Annotated in this window: 22 protein-coding genes, 1 rRNA gene and 1 riboswitch; of the genes, 12 read left to right on the top strand and 11 right to left on the bottom strand. The window is 46.5% G+C overall.

What is annotated here, in order from left to right; translation table 11 throughout:
* Positions 1-2: 2 nt before the first annotated feature.
* From rrf to H8K55_RS19975, 3 genes are all read left to right on the top strand, one after another.
* Positions 3-115 (top strand): 5S ribosomal RNA (rrf, locus tag H8K55_RS19965).
* Between the two features lie 374 nt (positions 116-489).
* A riboswitch (yybP-ykoY riboswitch) is annotated at positions 490-622 on the top strand.
* 91 nt (positions 623-713) lie between these two features.
* Positions 714-1,280, top strand: coding sequence for a TMEM165/GDT1 family protein (locus H8K55_RS19970; protein ID WP_186943837.1), 567 nt, complete (start codon positions 714-716; stop codon positions 1,278-1,280).
* Between the two features lie 120 nt (positions 1,281-1,400).
* The gene (locus H8K55_RS19975) at positions 1,401-2,216 is read left to right on the top strand and encodes a hypothetical protein (protein WP_186943838.1); all 816 of its coding nucleotides are present in this window, start codon (positions 1,401-1,403) and stop codon (positions 2,214-2,216) included.
* Positions 2,217-2,238: 22 nt separating this feature from the next.
* On the opposite strand, the gene H8K55_RS19980 is transcribed toward H8K55_RS19975, so the two are convergent.
* The 4 genes from H8K55_RS19980 to H8K55_RS19995 all read right to left on the bottom strand — a co-directional run bounded on the left by H8K55_RS19980 (position 2,239) and on the right by H8K55_RS19995 (position 7,118).
* Complete coding sequence (locus H8K55_RS19980; protein ID WP_186943839.1) at positions 2,239-3,780, bottom strand: HDOD domain-containing protein; 1,542 nt, start codon at positions 3,778-3,780, stop codon at positions 2,239-2,241.
* Between the two features lie 12 nt (positions 3,781-3,792).
* Entirely contained in the window at positions 3,793-5,421 is a 1,629-nt protein-coding gene (locus H8K55_RS19985) for a tetratricopeptide repeat protein (protein WP_186943840.1), read from the bottom strand.
* Between the two features lie 229 nt (positions 5,422-5,650).
* Positions 5,651-5,848 carry a DUF2905 domain-containing protein gene (locus H8K55_RS19990; protein WP_186943841.1) on the bottom strand — a complete coding sequence of 66 codons (198 nt, stop codon included), beginning with the start codon at positions 5,846-5,848 and terminating at the stop codon, positions 5,651-5,653.
* Between the two features lie 49 nt (positions 5,849-5,897).
* Positions 5,898-7,118, bottom strand: a complete 1,221-nt coding sequence (locus H8K55_RS19995) for a class I SAM-dependent methyltransferase (protein WP_186943842.1) — start codon at positions 7,116-7,118, stop codon at positions 5,898-5,900.
* 171 nt (positions 7,119-7,289) lie between these two features.
* Between H8K55_RS19995 and H8K55_RS20000 the strand changes: the two genes are divergently transcribed.
* The 7 genes from H8K55_RS20000 (at position 7,290) to H8K55_RS20030 (ending at position 13,969) form a co-directional block, all read left to right on the top strand.
* The gene (locus H8K55_RS20000) at positions 7,290-8,090 is read left to right on the top strand and encodes an SDR family oxidoreductase (RefSeq protein WP_186943843.1); all 801 of its coding nucleotides are present in this window, start codon (positions 7,290-7,292) and stop codon (positions 8,088-8,090) included.
* A 49-nt stretch (positions 8,091-8,139) separates the two neighbouring features.
* Entirely contained in the window at positions 8,140-8,538 is a 399-nt protein-coding gene (locus H8K55_RS20005; RefSeq protein WP_186943844.1) for a dihydroneopterin aldolase, read from the top strand.
* An 8-nt stretch (positions 8,539-8,546) separates the two neighbouring features.
* Complete coding sequence (ttcA, locus tag H8K55_RS20010; protein ID WP_186943845.1) at positions 8,547-9,485, top strand: tRNA 2-thiocytidine(32) synthetase TtcA; 939 nt, start codon at positions 8,547-8,549, stop codon at positions 9,483-9,485.
* 472 nt (positions 9,486-9,957) lie between these two features.
* The gene (locus H8K55_RS20015; RefSeq protein WP_186943846.1) at positions 9,958-10,653 is read left to right on the top strand and encodes a YIP1 family protein; all 696 of its coding nucleotides are present in this window, start codon (positions 9,958-9,960) and stop codon (positions 10,651-10,653) included.
* Positions 10,654-10,665: 12 nt separating this feature from the next.
* Positions 10,666-11,979, top strand: a complete 1,314-nt coding sequence (locus tag H8K55_RS20020; protein ID WP_186943847.1) for an efflux RND transporter periplasmic adaptor subunit — start codon at positions 10,666-10,668, stop codon at positions 11,977-11,979.
* Positions 11,976-12,743, top strand: coding sequence for an ABC transporter ATP-binding protein (locus H8K55_RS20025; protein WP_186943848.1), 768 nt, complete (start codon positions 11,976-11,978; stop codon positions 12,741-12,743). The genes H8K55_RS20020 and H8K55_RS20025 overlap by 4 nt, the downstream gene beginning before the upstream one ends.
* Positions 12,744-12,745: 2 nt before the next feature.
* Entirely contained in the window at positions 12,746-13,969 is a 1,224-nt protein-coding gene (locus H8K55_RS20030) for an ABC transporter permease (RefSeq protein WP_186943849.1), read from the top strand.
* 133 nt (positions 13,970-14,102) lie between these two features.
* Here H8K55_RS20030 and H8K55_RS20035 read toward each other — a convergent pair whose 3' ends face one another.
* The 4 genes from H8K55_RS20035 to H8K55_RS20050 all read right to left on the bottom strand — a co-directional run bounded on the left by H8K55_RS20035 (position 14,103) and on the right by H8K55_RS20050 (position 19,791).
* Positions 14,103-15,386 carry a dicarboxylate/amino acid:cation symporter gene (locus H8K55_RS20035; RefSeq protein ID WP_186943850.1) on the bottom strand — a complete coding sequence of 428 codons (1,284 nt, stop codon included), beginning with the start codon at positions 15,384-15,386 and terminating at the stop codon, positions 14,103-14,105.
* 8 nt (positions 15,387-15,394) lie between these two features.
* On the bottom strand, positions 15,395-16,234 hold the full coding sequence (locus H8K55_RS20040) for a peptidylprolyl isomerase (protein ID WP_186943852.1): 840 nt from the start codon (positions 16,232-16,234) through the stop codon (positions 15,395-15,397).
* Between the two features lie 192 nt (positions 16,235-16,426).
* A complete protein-coding gene (locus H8K55_RS22235; protein WP_186943854.1) occupies positions 16,427-18,052 on the bottom strand; it encodes a methyl-accepting chemotaxis protein in 1,626 nt (541 codons plus the stop codon).
* A 461-nt stretch (positions 18,053-18,513) separates the two neighbouring features.
* Complete coding sequence (locus tag H8K55_RS20050; RefSeq protein WP_186943856.1) at positions 18,514-19,791, bottom strand: MFS transporter; 1,278 nt, start codon at positions 19,789-19,791, stop codon at positions 18,514-18,516.
* 395 nt (positions 19,792-20,186) lie between these two features.
* Between H8K55_RS20050 and H8K55_RS20055 the strand changes: the two genes are divergently transcribed.
* Positions 20,187-20,996, top strand: a complete 810-nt coding sequence (locus H8K55_RS20055) for an AraC family transcriptional regulator (RefSeq protein WP_186943858.1) — start codon at positions 20,187-20,189, stop codon at positions 20,994-20,996.
* Between the two features lie 110 nt (positions 20,997-21,106).
* On the opposite strand, the gene H8K55_RS20060 is transcribed toward H8K55_RS20055, so the two are convergent.
* Together H8K55_RS20060 and H8K55_RS20065 are read right to left on the bottom strand one after the other, a co-directional pair.
* The gene (locus H8K55_RS20060; RefSeq protein WP_186943860.1) at positions 21,107-21,511 is read right to left on the bottom strand and encodes a hypothetical protein; all 405 of its coding nucleotides are present in this window, start codon (positions 21,509-21,511) and stop codon (positions 21,107-21,109) included.
* 179 nt (positions 21,512-21,690) lie between these two features.
* Positions 21,691-22,053, bottom strand: a complete 363-nt coding sequence (locus H8K55_RS20065; protein WP_186943862.1) for a hypothetical protein — start codon at positions 22,051-22,053, stop codon at positions 21,691-21,693.
* Between the two features lie 251 nt (positions 22,054-22,304).
* On the opposite strand from H8K55_RS20065, the gene H8K55_RS20070 reads away from it, so the two are divergent.
* Positions 22,305-22,841, top strand: a complete 537-nt coding sequence (locus H8K55_RS20070; RefSeq protein ID WP_186943864.1) for a PilZ domain-containing protein — start codon at positions 22,305-22,307, stop codon at positions 22,839-22,841.
* Between the two features lie 70 nt (positions 22,842-22,911).
* On the opposite strand, the gene H8K55_RS20075 is transcribed toward H8K55_RS20070, so the two are convergent.
* Positions 22,912-24,105, bottom strand: a complete 1,194-nt coding sequence (locus tag H8K55_RS20075; RefSeq protein ID WP_230408738.1) for a sterol desaturase family protein — start codon at positions 24,103-24,105, stop codon at positions 22,912-22,914.
* Positions 24,106-24,170: the final 65 nt, after the last annotated feature.

The following is a 24,170-nucleotide window of genomic DNA, read 5'->3' on the forward strand; positions in this document are numbered from 1 at the left end:
TGCCTGATGACTATAGCAAGTTGGTACCACACCTTCCCATCCCGAACAGGACCGTGAAACGACTTTGCGCCGATGATAGTGCTGCAACCAGTGTGAAAGTAGGTCATCGTCAGGCTCTTATTCCGCATTGCCCCTGATTCCATCGAATCAGGGGCTTTTGCTTTTGTTCTTCTGCTTTTGTGATTTCGACTTAATCCGCCATTTCTACCTCCTGCCTTGCGCATCCAACTCTCGCATGCCACTCCGCATTGAAACGATCGTCGATCCATTGAGGCAACAAATTCAAGCTACTTACCAGTGCTTTTTGCTTAGACTTCGAACTTCGCTATTTTCATTTCGCTCTATTTTGATCGAAGCCAATTATCAATAACGAGTTTGGACTTTGTTCTCCGCTTAATGCATAGAATTTAAGGCCGTTCATTCGCTTGAATTTGATTGACCTTATCGAGTTTATTGAGTTTGTTACATATCCTCTGAGGTATAATGTCTGCAGTATTCACTGGGGAGTAGCCTGTTTTTCCAAAGTCAAGCTTGGGAAATAGACGTATCAACATACTTGACCGACTGGTCATGGTGCGTCTGGTTTGTAAGCGATAAATGCGCAGATGAATTTGGCAAGACCTTTGAACACTTATTTTCTTTAACCCAGGATGGGCTAGAAAATAGGTCGTTCATTGCGTCGTTCATTTCAATGCCCATCCAAAATAAAAATCATGGAAGCATTTCTCGTTTCAACATTCGCAGTTAGCATCGGTGAAATTGGTGATAAAACTCAATTATTAGCACTTTTGCTTGCCGCGAGATATCGCAAACCTATTCCAATTATCTTGGGCATATTGATTGCGACTCTGCTTAACCATACACTTGCCGGATTATTGGGACAGTGGGTTGCTACGCATATTTCACAAGATGTATTGCGTTGGGCACTCGGTTTATCATTTCTTGCTATCGCAGCGTGGACACTTAAACCCGATGAAATAGAAGAGGACGGACTGGCGGAAGGGCGATTCGGTGTTTTTTTGTTGACCACCGTCAGCTTCTTCTTTGCAGAAATCGGTGATAAAACGCAACTGGCCACTGTGGCTTTGGCGGCCAAATATACCGAATTGACTTGGGTTGTAGCAGGCACGACCTTGGGGATGTTGATTGCGGATGTACCTGCAGTTTTTCTTGGTAAGGTAGCGTCACCAAACTTTCCGTTTCACTATGTGCGTTGGCTAGCCGCTTTGGTTTTTGCGGTTTTGGGACTTATTGTGTTACTGCATTTAGGTCCAATTTGATCGCCATTCTCTGTTTCACCACGAGATGACCTGTGCGAAAAGCATCTTTCTATCAACCGGAACCATTATTAATTTGAGCTGAGCCTGCATGTCTTGTTCAGTCAATACTGAAAGTCTGTTATGAGTACTTATGTCTTACCCAAAGGAACTCGGGTCAAAGTTGGATCGCTATCGAATTCCTTGTATTCCTTTTTTAATAAAGGGATACCCGAAAATTTGCCTCGGATTGGCTTGCAGGCACATGTCGAAAGCCCAGCATTTGTTGAGGACAGTGGAATTTACATTGGGGAGTTGATGGCTTATTTTGCAGCTGCAGCGGAATTTTGTGCGTCTACCGCTGAAGTCTATGCCACACATGAAACCATACTCAACGCATTTGTACAGCATTTACAAACGGTGCGTGGGCAGAAGCCGCTGATGGACGATTTAGAGGAAGTGGCAACTCAAATTGGCTTACCTATCGTATTGGAATTCGAACTGGCGGAGGATTGCGAAGTATTTGCAGACTTGCACTTCGAAGACCAGGATCACGCTGAAAAAAGTTGGAAACTGTGGCGTAGTGTTGTATTAAAACGAGCAGGAGGCATACCCGCCTCCTGGATCAAGAAATTCTATTTCCCTCGTCTTATCGATTATCGCGACTTGAGCACACCCAAAAATCCGCGCATGTTAGAGCAAACGATAGATAGTTCTTTGATGGTCGGTGGATTGATGCAGGCGTGGCACAAGGATGCACCCGCAGACTTATTGATGGCTTTCAAGAAACAATATGGCCAAATCAATTTTTCTCAAAGCTTGTCCTTCGATGCAAACTCACTAGAAAAATTTTTTAATCTCAACAGTATGATCGATCCAGCCACGCGCTTGTTAAATCAGATGACGATCTGGCAGGATTTGGATGCATTGGCGAAGAAGCAAGAGATACCTTTGATGTAAAACTTTGCTTGTAGTTCAGGCTCTAGCGTTTCATCATGGCACTCAGCAACTGCCCTTTCAATGTTTTGATAAGGGCAGTTTCGTCTGGTGGCATACCTTCATCTGCAGCATAAATTCGATCGGCGTAAAAAAATCCTAAGGCTTTCTTTTCGATCACTAACGGTAATACGATAAAGCTGCGGGTATCGGGCAGTAATCGTTTATGCCAAGTAGGTAGCGTTGCCTGTATCTTGGGATTTAAGGCGTCCGCGATCATCAGATCCACATTATTGTTCATCGCCACATGGAAAATGGAGTTGTCCATTTGTACGGGAAACTGAAATTCCTTTTGTCGCTCCATATACTTTTCACCGACTGATATGCGTGCCACATATTTCGCTTGTTGCAGGTCGCGCAGACAAGCCGTCGCAAAACGAAATCCCATCGCACCATACAGAGTCTCCAATACCAAGAGCACTAAATCATTGAGCTTCAAGTCTTTTGAGGCCAGCATTTGCGTTGCGTCTTGCACCCCAGCCAGTAATAGATCACGCGCATTTAGGGGCTTTCCACTTGGTTGACGTTTGACTGATTGCAACTGCTGCGTGTCAAAAGACGGGAGCATAAACTCATTACAAAAATCGCTATCTTGAACCGCGCCAGTCTTGGGTGTCTGATCCAAAGTCGCTAACGGCACCTCTAATGTAATCGCCAATTGGCGCGCTTCTTTATCAACACTCTTCAGTATAATTTCTAGTTGTTCCGCGTTGAAATCTAAAGCACTGCCGAAGCGTTTAATTAAAGGAGCGCAACGTTCGCTGACGGACAATTTGCTGTCGCTCTGAATTAAGACCTTTGCTACCGCCTCACTGAGATTGGCTACTTGCTTGACCCATTCCGAATCCTGCGTTGATTTTTTCGGTTCGCCATAAATCGGTTGCAAGGCTAAGATAATACTGTCAGGAATCTTCCAGTCCTGTAATACGCTTTCCCCAAAACGCTCGAAACTACAGCCCAATAATTTATTGCAGGCTTCACTGGCATTTTGAGGATCTTCTAAAATGAGTTCGTGGATTTTGTCATACAGCAGATGATCAAATGAGGCGACCAGAATTCGTCCTATGTTTTTAAATAGCGCCGCGACCGCCGCTTCTTCACTTTTGGGATGGCGATTGCGTTTGGCAATCTCACGCGCCGTCACGCTGGCACAGAGTGCCTGAACCAATTCTTTACGTACCGCCTGTGCTTGTTTTTGATCGCGAAAACCATCGACTAACAAGGTCGCTAAGGCGCTCGCTTTAATCGTATCGAATCCAAGCAAAAAGATCGCGCGTGAAATCGTTGTGACTGACACGCCACCTAAAGTTCGATAGGTAATCGTATTCGATAAATGTAAGATCTTTTGCGTGAGGGCGACATCAGACAAGATGAAATGCGCCAATTCCGAAACTGAATCTTCACCCGAGGAGGTGATCTGGACGACCTTGTTGATGGCAACGCCTAGCGTCGGCAGGTTTTTGTCGCTACGAATTTTATCTAGCAATCGTTCGCGCGCGCCATGAGTTGGGGAAGTACTATTATTCACAAAAGCCTTCTACTATTTTGAACGTACTGCATCAATTCCAAAACGTTTTTGTAATTCACTATAAAGACCGCGAATGGCTTTTAAACGCGGATTCATAGGATCTAAACGCGCAGCAGATTCAATTAATTGTTTTGCTAAGTTCCCTGTCGCGAGATCCCAGCCAAGGTTTTCTATGCATTTGAGCGCGGCCAAAGCTGCATTTAAGACCACTTGAGGGTTGTCTGGTGATTTGCGTGCAGCACTCGACATGAGATCAACCGAGCCGCGATAATCGCCTTCTTTCGCTTTTTGAACACCTAAAGCGACCAAGTCTTTGACTTCTTTTTGGCTGCGTTGCGCTAATTCTTTGCCGAGGTGACCTTTGCCTGCGCTCTCAAACACATTGAGCGCTTTGCTGACCATAGATTGATTTGGTGCATTGCGCATTACTTCCATAATGACTTCAGAAGCCGCTTCTTCTCTGTCATTTTCCAAGCAGCTCTGTGCTAGTCCTAGTTTGAGCTCATTTGATAATCCAATCTCTTCGCGATTGGCTTGTACTGCTGCGTCGAGTTCTTCGCTAAGTTTAGCGACATCGCCCGTTGAGGCATGAACCATGGCAGCAGAGATCGCACGACAGGCTTCGGTTTTTTTGAGTCCTGACATGCTTTTTTCTAAATCACGAATGACTGATTTGGCTTGATTATGATCGCCTTTTTTGACAAGGGCATTGACTAATTTGACGTGGTCTTCGGGATCGCGAAATTCGGAATATTTGGCTTTGCTGACGACTTTTTTGAGTACATTTTCGGCAGTCTCGATATCGCCTGTTTCGAGTGCGAGCGAGCCTAACTTACGCAAACGCCTCACCGCGTGTGGGGATACCGTTATGGCTGTATCAAGCACCGATTTCGCTTCCGGTAATGCGCCTATGGCTTCGTGCGTTTTGGATAGCCAATCGTAGGCATCCATATAGTTTGCATTTTCAGACACCAAGTTACTTAGAATACTTTCAGCTTCCTCGTAGCGTCCTTGCATAAACAGGGTTTTCGCTAAACCTAGTCGTGCCCATGCGACCGCCCTCATTTCATGCAGCTTGACATACAACTCTTCGGCTTCCGGCGCTTCGCCTAAACTCACATGTAACTCTGCTCGTAAGCGCATAAAATCGACTAAGTAACGGGGATGATTTTTTTCTCCCTCGATGCAGGCTTCCAGTGCTTCGCGTATGAAACCTTGTTCCATCAAATTATAGACTTCGACAAACGCTTTACGTTTTTCTATGGCTTTTAATACACGCTCCAAGAGCATGTCCGCAGTAAATGGTTTGAGCAAATAATCAGACGGTGCTAATTCGGCAGCGCTCACCACTTTGGCATAAGCGCGTTCTGCCGTGACCATAATAAAAATCGTCGATAGTGGAGTTAGCTTGTGGTGGCGGATGTCTTCAAGTAATTGCTGTCCGTCTTGGCCAACCCCAAGTTCATATTCACAAAGTATGAGGTCAAATACTTTACCTTGAATTGAACGTACCGCATTACCTGCTGTTAATGCGTGTTCGATTTTACTGATGCCGCATAGGTTGAGCATATTGTGCAAGCTGACCCGCATGCCTGCATGTGGCTCAACAAGTAATGCGCGTATCTCTGCTAAGTTGCTCATGAAAACCTTTTGACGATAATTGTGTTGGCCTGATTTGACTTTTTTTTTGTGGCAACACATCAAACAAAATTCGCGAGTGCGCGTCTGTCTTACGGCTGTCTAGCAGCTGTCATACTGATGACGACCATCCTAGGCTAAAACTTTAACCGATTAGCTCTTTATAATGTAGCTGTATAGCAATTTTTTTCAAGACAATTAATGCAACGTCGTTGGAATGCGACGCTATGTTTCATTTGAGAAATTTTGCAAGTAAGAGAATGGCTAGAGAAAGTAAGATAGTTGAAGCGAATGGAATAGTGAATACCCTTCCAAATAGCTTAAAACGCAAGTCACCAGGCAATTTGCCTATGCCGAGTTTTTGTAACCACGGTAATAAGTTTGCGAATAGGACGAGCATTACAAAAATCACGACAACCCAACGTATCATAGCTTTTCTTCCAGATGAAATTTCTTACGAGCTGTCAGTTGTGACAGGTTTAGAGTTTGTGGCTACGGTCAAAGCGTGCCAAATTATGCGCCAGCGAAATCGGTAATTCGATATCGCAGCCAAGTAATAGTACTTTAAATAACTCCCCCATCTCCGCCGGTGAAGTTAATTTCTGGACGGCATTACTCGCTGGAAGATAGCGTTGGGGATCTTCGACGGGAATACGTTTTAAGACATCCGTTAAGCCACAACTCAGTAAGAAACTTGCTTGGCTGGTGTAGCTGAGCAGGTCAAGTCCCGCTTCTACACCCGCAATTGCGATGGCGGTGAAGTCAACGTGCGCAGTAATGTCTTGCAATCCAGGCAAATAAAAGGGATCTGGATGTGCATGATGTCGATAGTGGCACATTAAGGTACCCTTGTCGCGCTGCGGCAAATAGTATTCCTGTGCTGGGAATCCATAGTCAAGCCAAAGCGCAGCGCCACCGAGTCCGGATTGTGCTTTTCCGGCCAATAACATGGCCGCAACACTACGCATGAAGCCAATTTCAACTGGGTGTACTTCACTGATATAGCCGATAGGCAGGCTTTCAGATTCTGGTATCTGTGCGATCAGATGCGCGATGTCTTCGGCTTGATCATGCAAACTGATCAATTTGAATGACTCTGCTGGATCGTCGCTTGCCGCCACTCCCAAGCGTGACCAACCATGTTCAGTGCGCATCATTAGCTCAATTGGTATGGCATCGAGTACTTCATTGCCAATGACGACGCCGGAGAATGCTGCTGGCATTTCCGAGAGCCAAACCACTTGCGGAAAATCTTTTAATCGCTGTTCTTGCCTCGCCCTGAGTTCGCCAGACAATTCCACGATAAAATAGCGGTTTAGCGGAAAATTTGAATCTTGGTATTCTGACAAAATGTCAAAGGCCAGTTTACCTGTTCCTGCACCAAATTCCAGAATGGCTGCCGGTGTCTGCGTAAATAACTGTTGAGCGACCTGCGCGAGGGTGGCGCCGAACAAAGAACTCATTTCCGGTGCTGTGGTGAAATCACCATCTGCTCCCAGTTTTGCCGAGCCGCCACTGTAATAGCCCAGGCGTGGTGTGTAGAGTGCCATTTCCATGTAGTGTGAAAATGGAATCACGCCCCCATGATTGGCAATCTCGGTGCGTATCAGTTTTTGCAATTGCTGGGATGCTTGCATCGCATCCGCGGAGGGCGTCGGCAGGGCAAGTTTTTGATGGGGAGTTGAATTTAGTTTCTGCATTTCAGCATTGTATTAAAAAGCGGGACGAATCCCATCATTTAGTGAAAACATTTTCGCTAATTGCACTATCAAATAATGTGAGAAAAACTGTTATGGTGCCTGCGCTGATATGTTCGTGCAGATAGAGCCGCGAGCAGTGACTGATCTCCATCATGTAGAAAGAGAAAGAATATGAGTTCAGTGAGCGCTGTTCCCGTGGCTCTGGTTACCGGTGCTGCAAAGCGGATAGGCCGTCAGATTGCGTTGGCGCTGGCGCAGCGAGGTTGGGATATTGTTGTGCATTACGGTCAGTCTGCCAAGGAGGCGGCACAGTTAGTGACAGAGATTGAACAGTCAGGGCGACGGGCTGTGGCGGTACAGGCGGATCTGGGTGACGTTGCCCAGGTTAAGAAAATTGTGCCGCAAGCGCTCGCCTACTTTGGGCGCTTGGATGTGGTGGTCAATAATGCGTCTTTATTTGAAGCAGATGGTATTGCGGATTTTTCGCAAGCTTGTCTAGACAGGCACATGCATGCGAATGTGATGGCGCCGCTGATGCTGGCGCAAGACTTGTATGCGAATTTGCCAGAAGATGCACAGGCTGGAATGGCGGTAGTCATCAATATTCTTGATCAGAAATTATTTAACCAAAATCCCGATTATTTGTCGTATACCTTATCAAAAGCGGCGCTGCATACGGCGACCACGACGCTAGCGCAAGCATTGGCGCCCAAGGTCAGAGTGGTGGGAATTGCCCCAGGTCTGTCTTTGGTCTCAGGGGATCAGAGCGTCGGTGATTTTGAAGTGGCACATCAAATGACGCCGCTCGGTCGCTCCAGTACGCCGCAAGATATTGCGGAAGCCGTGTGTTATGTGGCGTCGGCGAAAGCGATTACTGGTACGACCTTATTGGTCGATGGCGGTCAGCATTTGATTCCGACTCAGCGCGATGTGATGTTTTTAGCGGCCGCAAACGGTGGCCGTGCTGAGTAATTGAATTGTTTTTAATTTTTTATTTATACGTTTTTTGAAGCGACTATTTATGTTATCCATACTCCACCACCCGCAACTCGTTGATTGTCGTCGTTTGTTTTTGCGTAACTACGAAATTTCTATCAATATTGGCGTTCATGAATTTGAGAAGAAGGGTGAGCAGCGCGTGATGATTAATGTTGACCTCTATATCCCGCTCGCTTTATCAACGCCGAAAGATGATCAGTTAGATGAAGTCGTTGACTACGATTTTATGCGCGGCACAATAGCCGCTCGCGTTGCACAAGGACACGTGCATTTGCAAGAGACCTTGTGTGATGACGTTGCGAAAATCATGTTGGCACATCCACGCGTACGTGCTGTTCGTGTCTCCACGATGAAACCTGACGTCTATCCAGATTGCGAAGGCGTCGGAGTAGAAGTGTTTCAAATTAAAACTGAAGTGTGAGTAAAAATATGCAAGTCATCTCTATGCCAACGCCGGGAAAGCTGGCACAAACTCCCGCCACCCGGTCACCGGAAAAAATCGCCTACGAAAACAACAAACTGCATAAGCGTTTATGCCGCTTGGTAGGACAGGCGATAGGCGACTTCAATATGATAGAAGATGGCGACAAAATCATGGTCTGTCTGTCGGGCGGTAAAGACAGCTATGCCTTGCTCGATATTTTGATGACTTTGCGTGAACGTGCGCCGATCAATTTTGATATCGTCGCCGTCAATCTTGATCAGAAGCAGCCTGGTTTTCCGGAAGATATCTTGCCAGCTTATTTGGATAAACTGGGGATCCCTTACCACATTGAAAATCAAGATACTTACAGCATCGTTAAGCGTTTGGTGCCGGAAGGAAAAACCACTTGCTCATTATGTTCGCGCTTGCGTCGTGGAATTTTGTATCGTGTGGCAGATGAATTGGGCGCCACCAAGATCGCGCTCGGCCATCATCGTGACGACATCATGGAAACCTTTTTCCTGAATATGTTCTTCGGTGGCAAACTCAAAGGTATGCCCGCTAAATTGCAATCGGATGACGGCAAACATATTGTTATTCGCCCTTTAGCTTATGTAAAAGAATCTGATACAGAACGCTATGCAGAGGTAAAACAGTTCCCCATTATTCCTTGCAATTTATGTGGCTCACAAGAAAATCTGCAGCGCAAACACGTCAAGCAATTGATGCGTGATTGGGATAAGCAACATCCGGGACGGGTCGATAATATTTTCTCAGCCTTATCGACGGTTGTACCTTCGCATTTGATGGACAAGGATTTATTTAATTTCCGCGACTTGGCCTTAACTGGCGAAGCGATGGTGAATGGAGATATAGCCTTCGATGAAGAGCCTTGTGCGCCGCCGACGAATGCGGTGATTAATTTGAATCTGGAACAAGATTGAGTGTTGATGTTTCTAAAAAATGCGCCTGATTGGCGCATTTTTTTTGCCTGCGCTGTACGAGTTTTGCCGCTCCGGCACATTCGGTCTGACAACTAGAAAAATTTCATCCTGATAGGCGGGAATTCGTCACATATAAATCGTTGTTCATCGCATGCGTCGCCGCTTGACTATTGAGCCGATTAAACTGGACATGCTTTAAGTTTGAAATTGACTGTACAGGCAATTTCTCGTGGATTTTAGGAGGAAAATGCATCACCGCTAAACAATCAGAGTGTTCAACATGTAAAAAAGCTGGTCTTTATCGCAATTAATAATTATGTAATTTCAATAAGCTAGGATTATGATGCTGTTTTCAATTCGACACTTTTCTATTTGAATCATATTTTGCCCGCCTGGCGATTTGAAAAAATGCGGCAAGTTAAGACAAACGCGCGTGATGACTCTGCATCAATAAAAAAGAAAAGGAAACATGATGTCTTCAAATGCAATCTCGGTAATAGCAAAATTATTTTTTGAACCCAAAGCAGCTTACATCGCTCTCAAAGAGAAACCGGCAGCTTGGGTGCCCCTAGTGATGATTATCCTTGGAAGCTTGATCGTGTTTTATTGGTATTTCGCGACGGTCGATCTTTCTTGGTTGATTGAACATACTATGGCTTCGCAACCAAATTTGAAACCTGAAGCGCGGACTGCAATGGCAAGTTTTATGACACGTAATGCCATGATGTATTCAACACTGGGCATTGTGTTTGCTTTGAGCCTCATCATTTATGCCGTTTTCGCTTTGTATTACTGGCTCGCATCTAAGGTGTTAGGTACTGAGATTACGTATGGCAATTGGTTCCATTTCACCGTGTGGACTAGTGTGCCGGCTCTGTTGGGATTGCCTTTGATGGCGATCCAGGTAGCAACTGGTCACGGTCAAGTGGCAATGGAAGATTTGAATATGCTGTCGATGAATTATCTAATTGCGCATGCTCCTTTAGGTGCACCGTGGGAGAGATTTTTGACAAATATAAGCATAACGACGCTGTGGACAGCCCTGTTATCTTTCGTCGGTTTGCGGGTTTGGACTGGACGTAGTACTGCTGCATGCGCATTTGCTGCACTGTTGCCGTATGTTTTCTTCTTCGGCTGCTGGGCATTAAAAATTACATTTTCTAACTAAGCGGTAGCGACTATGAACAAACGTAAACTGATCGGTATAGCAGCTGTGATTGCAGTGATTGCTGTGCCACTTGTGATTAAATTTAGCGGTAGTAAACCTAAGCTAGAAGTGGAATTGGCGGCAGTCAGCAAGAAGGAAATTCAGCCGTCGATTTTGGCATCGGGGAATTTCGTGTTTCGCCAGCAAGTGCAATTGTCAAGTGAAGTGATCGGCAAAGTCTCTGAAGTATTGGTGAAAGAGGGCGACAAGATACAAGAAGGGCAAGTCTTGTTGCGTCTCGACCCTACTTTGATCAAAGCCGAAGTGACACAGCAACGTGCAATTGTGCGCAGTGCGCAAGTGAATATCGAACGTGCACAATTAAATGTTGATCGTCAACAAGTCAACGTCGATCGTAGTCGTCGTCTTGCCGAAGCGAAGTTTATCGACACCAGTAAATATGAAGATGCTGTGCATCAGTTCAATGTCGCTAAAGTGGATTTGCATGCAGCGCGCGAGAGTATGCAGCAAGCGAGTGCAGCCTTAGATCAGGCATTAAAGCGTTTGGATAAAACCGAAGTTAAAGCGCCGATCAGCGGTACCGTCACAGCCGTGCAAATTAAGATTGGTGAAACTGCAGTGGCGAGTGCGACTGGCATGGCGGGTTCTTCCCTGATGACGATTGCCGATGTCGGTAGCATCATGGCGGAAGTGAACGTGGATGAAGCAGATGTTGCCAAAGTCATGGTAGGACAAAAAGTAAAAGTCTATCCAGCAGCATTTGATGATCAACCTGTGGCTGGAACGGTGGAAGAAGTGTCGATGGCACCGAAAGTCGCGTTAGCTGGCGCGTCACAAGGCAAGAGCTATGTTGTGAAATTGCGCTTAGCTGAAACGATGCTGGGCATACGTACTGGCATGACTTGTAGGGTGGAGATTATTACGGGTGGTGGTAGTCCGAAACCCGTATTGCCTATACAAGCAATTTTGACTGGCGACAGTATGAAGCTGGATAAAGACGCCAAAGAAAGCAAAGACGCCAAAGAGGCCGCTAAAGGAGCTGGTGTGGTCTTTATCGTGAAAGACGGCGTCGCGCGCAAGAAGGAAGTCAAAGTTGGTATTGCTGATGATAATAATCAGGAAATCTTATCCGGTGTGGCAGAAGGCGATATGGTGGTGACTGGCCCGGCACGTGTTTTGCGCGGCTTACGTGATGGTGATCAGGTTAAAGAATTGAAATCTGCCGACAAGGCTGACAAAGCAAGCGCAACCAAACCAGCTAGTGCATCCGCTTCTGCTACTTCTGCATCTAGTGTTTCAGCTAGCGCAGATGGGAAAAAGCCGTGATTACGCTGTCAGCTATCGAAAAAAATTATCAGATGGGGGATCAAACCGTGCATGCTCTGCGCGGTGTTGATCTGCACATAGAGCGCAATGAGTTGGTTGCGTTCATCGGTGCTTCCGGTTCTGGCAAATCGACCATGATGAATATTGTCGGCTGCTTAGATCGACCTACATCGGGCACTTATCGACTCAATGGGCGTGATGTAGCGACGATGGAGAGCGATGAATTAGCCTTGGTGCGTAATGCAGAAATTGGCTTTATTTTTCAAAGTTTCCATCTGTTGCCACGTGCTACTGCATTAGATAATGTCGCACAGCCTTTGATCTATCGTGGTCTTGGTTACAAGGAGCGAAATCGTCTGGCGGCGGAAGCATTGGATCACGTAGGCTTGGGATCGCGTATGCATCATCGTCCCAATGAATTGTCCGGCGGTCAAAGACAAAGGGTGGCGATCGCGCGTGCTCTGGTCGGTAAGCCAGCGATTTTGCTGGCCGATGAACCGACCGGTAATCTTGATTCCAGCACTAGTTTGGAAATTCTGGATTTGATTAAAGAAGTCCATAGAAATGGTCAGACTGTTGTGATGGTCACGCATGAGCCCGATATTGCAGAGCAATGTCACCGCATTGTGCGCTTGCATGATGGTCGTGTCTTGAGCGACGTGCGTAATGTGCCGCGCACATCAAACGCATCAAACGCGTCAAACGAATCCAACGCATCCGACCCAATCAACGCATCCAATATTTCGCACATGCCGAAGGAGTAAGTATGTTTCTATTATTAGAAAGTGTGCGTTCTGCATTGAACTCTATCCGTGCGCATCGTATGCGTAGTTTCTTGACTTCACTTGGCATTATCATAGGCGTTGCTTCTGTGATTACGGTGATCTCGCTGATTCAAGGCTTGTCAAAAAGTGTGACCAAACAGTTCGAAGGCTTGGGCGGCAATTCTTTAACCATCACTGCGCATAACACCATGAAAGATGCGATGCGCGGCAAGTTTAATGAATTGCGATTTGAAGACATAGAACAATTGCGCACGCATGTCGATGAAATCGCCGACGTCAGTCCCTTATTTTTATTGTCGTCACCGACCGTGCGTTTTGGCAGCACGGAAACCACCGCACGCATTATGGCAACCACGCCGACTTACCAAGAGGTGCAGCAACGCTTTGCTAGTGTCGGGCGTTTCTTGAGTGATTCTGATGAGTCTAGTGCGCGTCGGGTTGCGGTGATAGGACCTAAGCTGATCGAGTCTTTGCATTTGCCTGACAATCCTATCGGTCAATACATCAGTTTCAGTAATGAGTGGTTCAAAATTATTGGAGTGATGGAAAAGCGCGGCGAATTATTCGGTATGTCACAAGACGATTATGTGATTGTTCCTTTTCGTACCGGACGTAGTTTGATGGGGAATAATCAGCGTCTGCGCAATATGCAATTCACGGTGTCATTGAAAGATATTTCCAAGTTGGAAGAAGTGAAACCACGCATTAAAGCCGTGATGCGTAAGTCGCACAAATTAGACGCCGACGCGCCCGATGATTTTGATATGGAATCTTCAGATCAATTATCAAAGAGTTTGGACAGTATTACGGCGACGGTGACTTTGGTCATGGGCGGTATCGTTGGGATTGCCTTGTTAGTGGGCGGCATCGGCATCATGAATATCATGCTGGTATCGGTGACTGAACGCACACGTGAAATCGGTATCTGCAAAGCGATTGGTGCACGTAGTCGCGACATCATGATGCAGTTTTTGATCGAGGCGGTGACGCTCTCGGTATTGGGTGGTTTGATCGGCTTGATACTCGGCTATGGTTTGGGATTTGGAATTTCGAAAATGATTCCTGATTTCCCGGATGCGGTCGTGCCATGGTGGGCGGTCGTGTTGTCGTTTGTCTTCTCCGCAGGCGTGGGTATTGTGTTTGGCGTTATGCCTGCCAGCAAAGCAGCGAAGCTTGATCCTATTGATGCTTTGCGCTATGAGTAGGTTCGAAGTAAGTTCGGGGTAAGTGGAAATCGAAGTGGCAATCTAAGTTGGTTAGATTAGTTAGATTAGTTTGCTAGTGTGGGAAAATGAAAAGCAGCGGCACAAAAATGCCACTGCTTTTTTATTTGATCCTTTATTTATTCAGCCGTGAACTTAACCAGTCCTTACCTTCTACAATACGCGTCACCATCATCGCTGATACCAGATCGCCATTTGCATTGAGTAAAGTAGCAATCGGATCAACCAAGGTACCGATCACCATCGCCACGGGTAATGCCTGTTCCATAGGAAAACCAAATGCAGTAATCGCGAACACTTCACCAATGTAACCACCGTTAGGAATGCCTCCTTCAACGACCGATACGATGACAGTAATCCCCATAATCGCTAACAGCATTTCCGGTGCAGAGAAGTCTTTGCCGAACATTGCAAACAGCAAAGCAAGTTTGATGATGGACGACATGCTCGAGCCATCTTTGTGGATAGGCGCACCTAATGGAATCACGATATTGCGTACATAATCGGGAATTTGCATTTTTTCCGCTGCCAATAAATTAGCTGGAATGGTGGCGATACTGCTGCAAGTGCCAATCGCGGTTAAGGCGGGTGTCAGATTGTTTTTCCAAAATATACTTAGCCCCAAACGCCCCGCAGCAAAGTAGGCATATAAGCTGAAGAAAATCACAAAATACGCGGCACAAGTAGCGTAATACAAGGCCAGCGGATGCACATATACACCGAGTAATTGCGGTCCAAATACGCCGACCTGATACGCAAAGTAAGCGCCCAAACCTAGCGGTGCGATTTTCATGATCATCGCTAGCAACTGCTTCATGACTTCGTTCGCAGAATCAAGAAATTGCGCGAACGCTTTACCCTTTTCGCCAGCACGCAAGGTCGCAAAACCGACGAGCAGAGAAATCAAAATTAAGGCCAGCATGTTTTTGCGAGCCATCAATTCGAAGAAATCATTGACCGTTAATACTTGTGTCAAACTGGCACCCGCGCTTGGTGTCAAAGCTTGGTGCGCACTAGCAGGATTATCAATCAAGGCTTGTGCCGCTATTGTGCGTAGAGTGTTGCCCTGATCAATTGGAAACAACAACATGACGCCCGCCATAACAGCCGCAGAAATCAAAACCGTCAGCAAAAATACGCCGGCGACGATGCCGAATAATTTCCCTAATCGTTCAGTCTTCTGTAAATTCGCAATCGATGAAGCGATGGTAAAAAACACCAGCGGAATGATGGCGGTAAACAAAAGATTGAGAAAAATATCGCCAATGAATTTGACGCCTTCTACTTTGTTACCAAAGATAAAACCGACCAAACTTCCCAAACAAATGCCGCCTAATAGCAATAAGATGCTGGCGTAATTACGCAAGGTGCTGCCCGATTCACTAGCGACTGTTTGCATATTTTTACCTAGTCAATTTTGGCAGGAATAGTGACATCGCATACGCTGAAATCAGCACCTTTTTCGCGGCGCGTTTGTACGATAATTTTTTCCATCGCAGCCGAGCTGGCGACTCGCACGACCGGTCTATCTTTGGCAGGAAAATCGGCAAGCAGACGCACTGTTTGCATGATGTCGGGTTGCGCTGGCGGCTCGCCGTGCGTAATCTTTAAGAGCACATCATTGCCAATCACAATACGACCAAACACGGTGTAGTCACGATCAAGGCGGCGGCTGGCATCGAGCATAAAATAGAGTTCGCTATTTGCGGAATCACGTGGTTCATTGCGCCCCATGCCTGCGACGCCCGGGCAATGCGCCCCCCATGAGCGCAAACTACCATTGCCGCCTTTGATGGCATCTGTCAGTGGCAGAGATTGAAACGGTACGCTACCCAGAAATCCTGTTGCGGCATCGCTGCTCAGCGCAGCAAAGTTACTCACTGCTGGATAAGCCAGTTTAAACATCATTTCCGGCGGTAGATTTGGATATGCAGTGCCACCACCATCTTTATTATTTGGGTTGCCGGTCTGCGCTACAAATTTGGCGATGACGCGATGAAATTGTAATCCGTCATAGACTTTTTCACGTGTCAGTAATTTGATTCTTTCGACCGCTTTCGGTGCCATCTCCGGCCGCATTTCTATGACCATACGACCCTTGTTAGAATCAATAATCAATGTATTTTCGGGATCGAGCGTACGCCATTGTTCTTGAGCTGTTGCCGGTAACGCCAGGCTTAATGCGCAAGCGCTGAACGTCAGAGAAGTGAATGCTAGTGGTAGGGCAGTGCGGCCAGAAAATTTCATGCGGACTCCAATATCAGGGTGACGAGAGGGTGACGGTGGTGTAAAGGCGGTGTAAAAACATTATCTAACTATTGTAGGGAAGCTAGCGATTATCAGCCAGCGCTATTTGCATTACTAACTATGAAAAAAAAATGGCTAGAACCTGTGTAGATTCTAGCCATTTTTATGGTCATTTGAGATTAATGCCGACGTTCAATGCAACTGCGGTGCGCGCTTGATTTTAGTGCCGTGAGCGGTCGTCACCGGATCACCACGCATCTTAAACATGTGCACCACTTGCGTTAACGTACCGGCTTGTTCCTGCATCGCAGCAGCAGCTGCCGCTGCTTGTTCAACCAGGGCGGCATTTTGCTGGGTCACATCGTCCATTTCACGAATCGCCACATTTACCTGTTCAATGCCTGTGGCTTGTTCATCTGATGCTTTGGTGATTTCTTCCATAATTTGTGTCACGTGCTGCACACTTTCGACGATTTCTTTCATCGTTTCACCCGCTTGATCGACCAATTGCGTGCCGCGCTTAACATTGTCGACCGAGTCGCCGATTAAGGTTTTGATTTCTTTAGCGGCACTCGCCGAGCGTTGCGCCAGGCTGCGTACTTCTGATGCGACCACCGCAAAGCCACGTCCTTGTTCACCCGCCCGTGCCGCTTCAACCGCGGCATTCAAAGCCAAAATGTTAGTTTGAAAAGCGATGCCGTCAATCACCGAAATAATATCGACAATCTTCTGTGATGACGTATTAATTTCGCTCATTGTATCGATCACATCATTGACTACCGTGCCGCCCTTGATCGCCACACTCGATGCTGATGCCGCCATTTGATTCGCATTGCGGGCGTGAGACGAATTGAGTTTGACTGCGTCAGTTAGTGTCAGCATCGATGCAGAAGTTTCTTCTAATGCGCTTGATTGGCTCTCGGTGCGTGCAGATAAATCCATATTGCCTTGCGCGATTTCTGTCGATGATGTGGCGATCGCATCGGTTCCTTTGCGCACTTCACGGATGATGTCACGCAGGCTGTTGCGCATACTGAATATCGAATACAGCAAGCTGGTTTGATTGTCAGTGTCGATGTCGATATGCACCGTTAAATCACCGGCGGCGATGGCACCGGTAATGTCCACTGCATATTGTGGTTCGCAACCTAGTTGCTTGACCAATCCACGCGAAATCACAAAGCCCAAAGCGAACAACAGCAAAGATAGTATGCCGACGGTAATCATCATTTGTATCGCACTTTGGTAAACAGCTTCGTCTATCGTATCTAAATAAACGCCAGTGCCAATAACCCATGACCACTGTGCATTGAGTTTGACGTAAGCCAATTTAGGAACTGGTGTCGTGCTGTTTGGTTTTGTCCACATGTATTCCAAAAAGCCAGCACCTTTGCTCTTGGCGATATCGCGCATTTCGACGAATAATAATTTGCCTTTGCTGTCTTTGTTATCGGATAAATCTTGGCCGTCCATATTCGGTGAAATCGGATGCATGATCATGCGTGGATATGTGTCGTTAATCCATACATAACCATTGTCGCCATAGCGTAGAGTCTTGACAGCGGCGAGTGCCGCTTGTTTAGCATCGGCTTCGCTCATTTTGGCATCGGCTGCTAATTTTTGATAATGTTCAACCAGTGTATTCGCTAATTCCACGGTATTTTTTACACTGTTTTGATGCTCTTTCAGTATCGCGTTTCTTTCGCTGTTTAAGAAAATCGCACTTAATATCACGATGCCCAAAATCGCACTGATAACTAATGCGCCCAAGCGTTTGCTGACACTGATTTGATGAAGCGGGCCGAACAAGCCTGACATAGTATTCTCCTGATTATTTTTTCTGTTGACCCTTAAATTAAAAGGCCTCGTCTAGCGCACACCAAAGACTAATTGGCAGAGCGTGAAGCGAGGCAATTGAGGTCAAGGACTTGCGATTTCTAGGATGTGCACACGGCCTTTTGGACTCATGTAATGAGTACAGATCGGGCTCAAGCATCCAACTGCCAAAATCCTACCATGTACACGCAGCTTTATAGAAAGCATTTCGCAGTATTATATTGCGAGCCAGCAACAATTCTATAACTATGATGCACCAGCTAAATTAGTGCATAGTCACAAAGAAATAGAAAATAAATAGCAAACACATAGAAAACAAATAGCAAAATCGTCACAAACAAGGCTGCAGACTTGCTGTTTTTAAATGTATTTCAATGGCAAACACATTATGGTGATTGCCATTTATTCTTATCGTTGCGATAGTTTAATAATCGGTCGGCAAGTTATTTGGTTTTCTTACGGGTGTTGGTTCCAACGCCCACTGCAGTAAAGATTGCGAGCATCTGGAACATACCGATACAAGCGAAAACCCAGCTAGGATGATGCGCATCCATGATGGCTCCAAAAAGCGCTGGCGAAAATGCCAGGCCAATATCCAAACCAGAATACACGACGCCGTACACGCGGCCAGTCGCATTTTTCGGCGATGCCGCACGAATGAGTAAATCGCGAGAAGGTCCGGCAATCCCGGCACCCAAGCCGACTGCTCCCATCAAGACCACCGCCATCATCGGTGATACCCAGCCAGTTGATAGTAGCAAAGCAATCACTGCGGAAAATGAAAATGCTACCGTGATCGTACGGTCATGATCTGTTGTTTTGGCAGCGATAAAACCGCCCCACACCATACCCACAGCAGAAGTCAGCATATAGGCAGTATACGCGGCAGTCGCCCATGCTAGAGACATGCCATACACTTCGCGTAAGGCAGTGGGTGAAAAGCTTTGAATACCACCGATGCCCATAGAGATCATAAAAAAGAATAGGAAACACATCCACACTGCGGGCAAACGCATGAAGTGAAATACGCTATTGTCTGGATTTTGTTGGTCTGCGACTGTGCTAGCAGCGGTGGTAGCAGAAGTGCTGCTGGCCGTGTTGTGTGGTTTGGGAATAGTGTGCAGCAAATGACGGTAGCTAATCAAAATGATCAGCACGATCACAGGTAAAGCTGCCGCTGCCATCAGCGCGATACGCCAATTGTACAAATTCGCCAAACTCACCAAAAACACTGGAGCTGCAGCCCAACCCAAGTTACCGCTGATGCCGTGTACTGAAAATGCATGGCTTAGGCGTTGCGTCGTCACGCATTTATTCAGTATCGTGTAATCGGCCGGATGAAACACACTATTGCCTAAGCCAGCTAACATAGAACCTAGCATTAAGACCGCGTAACTCGGCGCGACAGCCAACACAGCAGCAGATAAGGCGAGACAAGTGATTCCAAAAAAGAGTACTGCTCTGGCACCAATTCGATCAACCACAAAGCCTGCCAGCGCCTGACCTATGCCCGAGACCACAAAAAACGCACTCATCAAAATGCCAAGTTCCGCATACGATAAGTTAAAAGCGTCTTTTAGCCAGGGAAACAAAGGCGCCAAGATCATGTGGAAAAAATGCGAGATTCCGTGTGCCAAGCCGACTAGGCCAATGACAAGCGCATCTTGTTTAAGGCTATTCGGACTCTGTACTTGGGTAGGATGGGCAGCAATGCTAGTCATGAAATTACTCTAGGTAAGATTGGCGGTGCAAAATCATCGCGATTCAACACGCCCTAGTTCTAAGAAAATCAAGTCTACGGAAAAAAGCCTCGTCTGTTTTGAGATAAACAGTCATAATTTGTCGATAATTTGCCAAATCTGCTAGATCCTGTTTGTTTCTGTTTATTTTTATTCTATTTTTGTTAATTTAATGTAGAACTTATGCAAAATGCGCTGGCTTGAGTTTCATCGGGTAGGGTGCGCCGTGCGCACCACACACATTGACTGCGGCTTCGGTGTGCATTGCGCAACCAACCTTATTCCCTTTATCGCGCATTGCAAGCGAATACAATTCGCTGCCGTCGGTATTGTCTAAGCACCGAATTGAGAATTCCTAAAATAGAGAGATGCTAACGATGTCGCAAACACCAATCACCCATACGGGTGCGCCGCCCGCCAGCTTATCACCCACTGCCGAGCGTCCGGTGCGTGTGGTGGCCCGCGATTTGGAAGCCGATGAACTGCTGCGTGCGCACCAGCATGCTTGGGGGCAGGTCACCTATGCCTTAGACGGGGCGGTGCAAGTGAATGCCAACCATCAGACTTGGTTCGTGCCACCATTGCGGGCGATCTGGATTCCAGCGCACATAGAGCATGAAGTACGGACCTTGGAAAGAGCGCAATTGCGGGCGATTCATGTAGATGTCTCGGTCGCACCGATTTCCGGTGACGATTGTGTGGTGTTAGAAGTATCTGACTTAATGCGGGAGTTAGTCCGTTCATTGACCACCTTAGAGCTGAATCAGGCGAATCAAACAGCGCAGCGTGAAGCCCACTTGGCAGCCTGCTTATTGGATGAATTAGCACATGCTGCACCTCTGCCGTTGAACGTACCTATGCCACGTGAACCACGTCTACGCAGCCTATGTGAGATGTTGATTGCCGATCCTGCGTCTAATCTCAGCCTGCACGATTTGTCGCAACAGGCTGGCGCATCTGAGCGCACCTTGGCGCGTCTATTTCAAAGTGAAATGCAAATGAGTTTTGGCCTCTGGCGGCAGCAAATGCGGCTGGCGCGAGCTGCGCCTTTGATCGCAAGTGGCAAGCCTTTATCGGTGGTCGCTGCCGAGTTGGGCTATGCTAGTCAATCGGCATTTTCTGCAATGTTCAAAAAAACTTTCGGCCAATCGCCTTCACAATTTTTTCGACTAGCGATGCGCAAATAATGGAATGCAAGCGTAGGGTAAGTGAGAAGTAAGTCAAAAACAGGTGCGAAAAAAAACGCAGAGTTTTTGACTCTGCGTTGCGGTAACTATCTATCTTCGTATGTAGTTAACTAGGCAGCAGCGTCTTCGTTTACAGTTGCTGTCGTCGATTTCTTCTTGTCTGCTTTTTTCTTCGCATGCAAGCTAATGGCAGCACACACAACGCCCAACATCAGTATGGTTGTGTTCGAATTCGCCTGATCTTTGATCAGCACAAAATTACTTACTCCAATCAAACATAGAACCGCTGCCCAAGATAAAAAACTATAACGGCGTAATACATAATTCGAACCAGGATTCGCTTTCCACATGAGGCCCAGACTAAGCAGTGGTAGCAATAATAGGGTTGCAGCACCAAGTTTGGCAGTCATCGCCGGATCATTCAACACTGTGCCGAATAAAGGAACGCAGGCCAATCCAGCTAACATCGACAGGATCAAAAAAACAATACTTAAAAATAATTTTTCGCGCAGCATGATTTTCATTCTAGGTAATCGGCCTGAACTCAGGCAAGCGCAGCATCCTAGCAAAAAATTCTGCGCTACAGGGAAATTATTCTTACTGGTAGTGCTGCCTTAAATCACTATGGATTCTGGTGTGTCATTTTTGTAGAGTGCGAAATTAGCGCCAGCACCGATGAAAGCTAACCTGGCGATCAATTATCCATGCGTTTGGCAGCAGTACTTTTACCAGAAAACCAATATGCGCTAGCGAATAAAAGTAGCTCTAAAGTGTAAAACAATTGCGCTAGCCCGAAGCCAAATCGATAGCTATCCCAAATTAAGGATGCCAGCATGACTGCACCCGTGAGTATCAAGGATTGCTGAATGTTTTTACCGCGAAATAAGTCCCAAATAAGCCAAAGCACGACCAACACCCATAGCATATTGGTGCTAAATATCCATGGATTGTCGAAGCCTATTTCCTCGAATTCTAGACTATCCAAATACACTGCAATCAGTGTCGACATGCATGACAAGATTAAGGCCAGCCCAGCTTTTTGCTTATGGCTTAACAAAATTTCTCTCCTCGTACTTAGGGTCTGTTGAAGAATTGTGAAGAGTCATGAGTATGGCGGTTCTGTCATTGATATGTCTATGGCAAAGCAGTTAAGTACATGCCTGCACATACACTCACTCAATCTATGCAATCTACGCACGCAAAAGTGGGAAATCCGTGTTTTAATATCGAAGCTATTTAGTTGCCTTGAATCAACTTCCTTATGTCCAGGCTAAGACGAGATGAAATCTACCCCGGCGGTGTCGCACTATGAAAAAAACGTCCAGTGATTCCAAGATAAGTGAGCAGAAGCTGCCAACACCAAAGAGTGATGACGCTACTCCTAAGAAGATCCTCAGTAAGCCACAAAATCAGCCCCCAGGCGACACCGAATCACGTTCATTCGCTCCAAAACAAATTGTGACTCGTCTACCCAAAGTCGAACATCGGCGACATAAACGCTATCTGGTCAAATGGCGAATCGCGATTGTGTATGAAGGTGGCAATGGGAAAAAAACCTTCCATGGCCGCGTCAATGAAATTTCTATGGGGGGCTTGAGCATACATTGCGATCACAATGTTTTTCATGACGGTAAAGTGATTTTACTGCTAGCCTTGCCGCCCTTATTTGCTGGCGGTCGAGAAAAAATTCTCGAAATCACTTGTCGCATGAATTACACGATTTTGTCGAAGACCTTGTTTCGTATAGGCTTGGAATTCGTGGAGTTTCGCAGTGGCGACAAAAAATTGCTGGAAGAGCGTTTAGAGATTAGTAATGCCGGTGGAATCGCCTACTCTGAGGCTTAGTTGATGCTCGCAGTTCGTAGCTAGATGCTAGCTGCGAGCATGGCGTTTGGCCACACCCGCAGTGCGGATCTTAATTGTCGAGACTGGTCTCTGTACTCGTTTCAGCTTTTTGCTGCTGACGTTTCCGACGCTTAGAGCGCAAGATAGCAGCGGTGCCAGCGCGATAAGGATCAACATGAAACGGGAAATTCTGTTGCGCCATAAATCCCTCAGGCATGTAGTCACCAATCACACCATAATGTTTCGGAAAACCTGTTTGACCTTTGATGGCAGTGCCAAATAGATGATCCAGAAACGCAAAGTGCGCGGCATAATTTTTATCAACCGCGATATCGTCCGATGAATGATGCCAGTGATGAAAATCGGGCGTTACGATCAGATACTTCAAGGGTCCCCAGTTCAGATGGACATTCGCATGATTAAACACGGCCTGAAATCCGACCACAATGATGTACACATCCATCACTGATTTTTCAAAGCCCAGTACATACAAGCTACCGAGTACGAGAACGCGGGTCGCGATCAGTTCGAGTATGTGCATGCGCGAACCTGCCAGCCAATCCATGGTTTTCGTACTGTGATGGACGGCATGGAAGCGCCACAAAAACGGCACTTCGTGATAGGCGCGATGGGTCCAATATTGCGCCAGATCGGCAATCAATATGCATAGTAAAAGTTGCGGTATAAATGGAATCGCTTGTACCAATTCTTGCGCAGCAGGAATCGCAATCCAACCGAAAATCTTGTGAATCAGAAAATTGACGGTCAATAAGGCCAGGCCAATGATGAAGTGGTTGACTGCAAAGTGCACCAGATCCGTTTGCCATTCTTTGCGAAAAATCGGTTGCCCGCGATACAGAGGAAAGATTTTTTCGAATGCGACAAAGATCAAAGTTGAACCTAGCAAATCGAGAATAAACCAATCCAGACCGATGTAAGGCGTATGATCAGGAAAGTCAGCAACGGTTACATGCGAACCGCCCAGTGCAAGGCACGCCAATACTAAAAGACCCGCCACGCCATTGATACTACGTGCGCGTTTGAGGATCAGATTGACTAGACTAATCGATCCCGACAGCACCAGCGCAGCAAACATCAGATGTCGAATTAAATCCGGTGAATATTTTTGACGTAATTCTGGGGTGGTCAAATATTGAGGGAAATGAAAGGCAAGTACACCCAGAAAACACAGAATGGCAAGACTCAAAGCCCAGACACCACTGACGATGCCATAACCTTTTTTGAGCTCGCCATCAGCCGCCATTAACTTGGCGGTATCTTTAGCCGCACCAGTGATCACTTTGACGGGGCTACTTATTTTTTCTGTGG

This window comes from Affinundibacterium flavidum (assembly GCF_014284175.1).
In the GTDB taxonomy this organism is placed as follows: domain Bacteria; phylum Pseudomonadota; class Gammaproteobacteria; order Burkholderiales; family Burkholderiaceae_D; genus Undibacterium; species Undibacterium flavidum.

Coding starts and splice junctions, on each gene's coding strand:
- H8K55_RS19970 (WP_186943837.1), top strand. CDS start 714: ATGGAAGCATTTCTCGTTTCAACATTCGCAGTTAGCATCGGTGAAATT.
- H8K55_RS19975 (WP_186943838.1), top strand. CDS start 1,401: ATGAGTACTTATGTCTTACCCAAAGGAACTCGGGTCAAAGTTGGATCG.
- H8K55_RS19985 (WP_186943840.1), bottom strand. CDS start 5,421: ATGAGCAACTTAGCAGAGATACGCGCATTACTTGTTGAGCCACATGCA.
- H8K55_RS19990 (WP_186943841.1), bottom strand. CDS start 5,848: ATGATACGTTGGGTTGTCGTGATTTTTGTAATGCTCGTCCTATTCGCA.
- H8K55_RS19995 (WP_186943842.1), bottom strand. CDS start 7,118: ATGCAGAAACTAAATTCAACTCCCCATCAAAAACTTGCCCTGCCGACG.
- H8K55_RS20000 (WP_186943843.1), top strand. CDS start 7,290: ATGAGTTCAGTGAGCGCTGTTCCCGTGGCTCTGGTTACCGGTGCTGCA.
- H8K55_RS20005 (WP_186943844.1), top strand. CDS start 8,140: ATGTTATCCATACTCCACCACCCGCAACTCGTTGATTGTCGTCGTTTG.
- ttcA (WP_186943845.1), top strand. CDS start 8,547: ATGCAAGTCATCTCTATGCCAACGCCGGGAAAGCTGGCACAAACTCCC.
- H8K55_RS20015 (WP_186943846.1), top strand. CDS start 9,958: ATGTCTTCAAATGCAATCTCGGTAATAGCAAAATTATTTTTTGAACCC.
- H8K55_RS20020 (WP_186943847.1), top strand. CDS start 10,666: ATGAACAAACGTAAACTGATCGGTATAGCAGCTGTGATTGCAGTGATT.
- H8K55_RS20030 (WP_186943849.1), top strand. CDS start 12,746: ATGTTTCTATTATTAGAAAGTGTGCGTTCTGCATTGAACTCTATCCGT.
- H8K55_RS20035 (WP_186943850.1), bottom strand. CDS start 15,386: ATGCAAACAGTCGCTAGTGAATCGGGCAGCACCTTGCGTAATTACGCC.
- H8K55_RS20040 (WP_186943852.1), bottom strand. CDS start 16,234: ATGAAATTTTCTGGCCGCACTGCCCTACCACTAGCATTCACTTCTCTG.
- H8K55_RS22235 (WP_186943854.1), bottom strand. CDS start 18,052: ATGTCAGGCTTGTTCGGCCCGCTTCATCAAATCAGTGTCAGCAAACGC.
- H8K55_RS20050 (WP_186943856.1), bottom strand. CDS start 19,791: ATGACTAGCATTGCTGCCCATCCTACCCAAGTACAGAGTCCGAATAGC.
- H8K55_RS20055 (WP_186943858.1), top strand. CDS start 20,187: ATGTCGCAAACACCAATCACCCATACGGGTGCGCCGCCCGCCAGCTTA.
- H8K55_RS20060 (WP_186943860.1), bottom strand. CDS start 21,511: ATGCTGCGCGAAAAATTATTTTTAAGTATTGTTTTTTTGATCCTGTCG.
- H8K55_RS20070 (WP_186943864.1), top strand. CDS start 22,305: ATGAAAAAAACGTCCAGTGATTCCAAGATAAGTGAGCAGAAGCTGCCA.
- H8K55_RS20075 (WP_230408738.1), bottom strand. CDS start 24,105: ATGGCGGCTGATGGCGAGCTCAAAAAAGGTTATGGCATCGTCAGTGGT.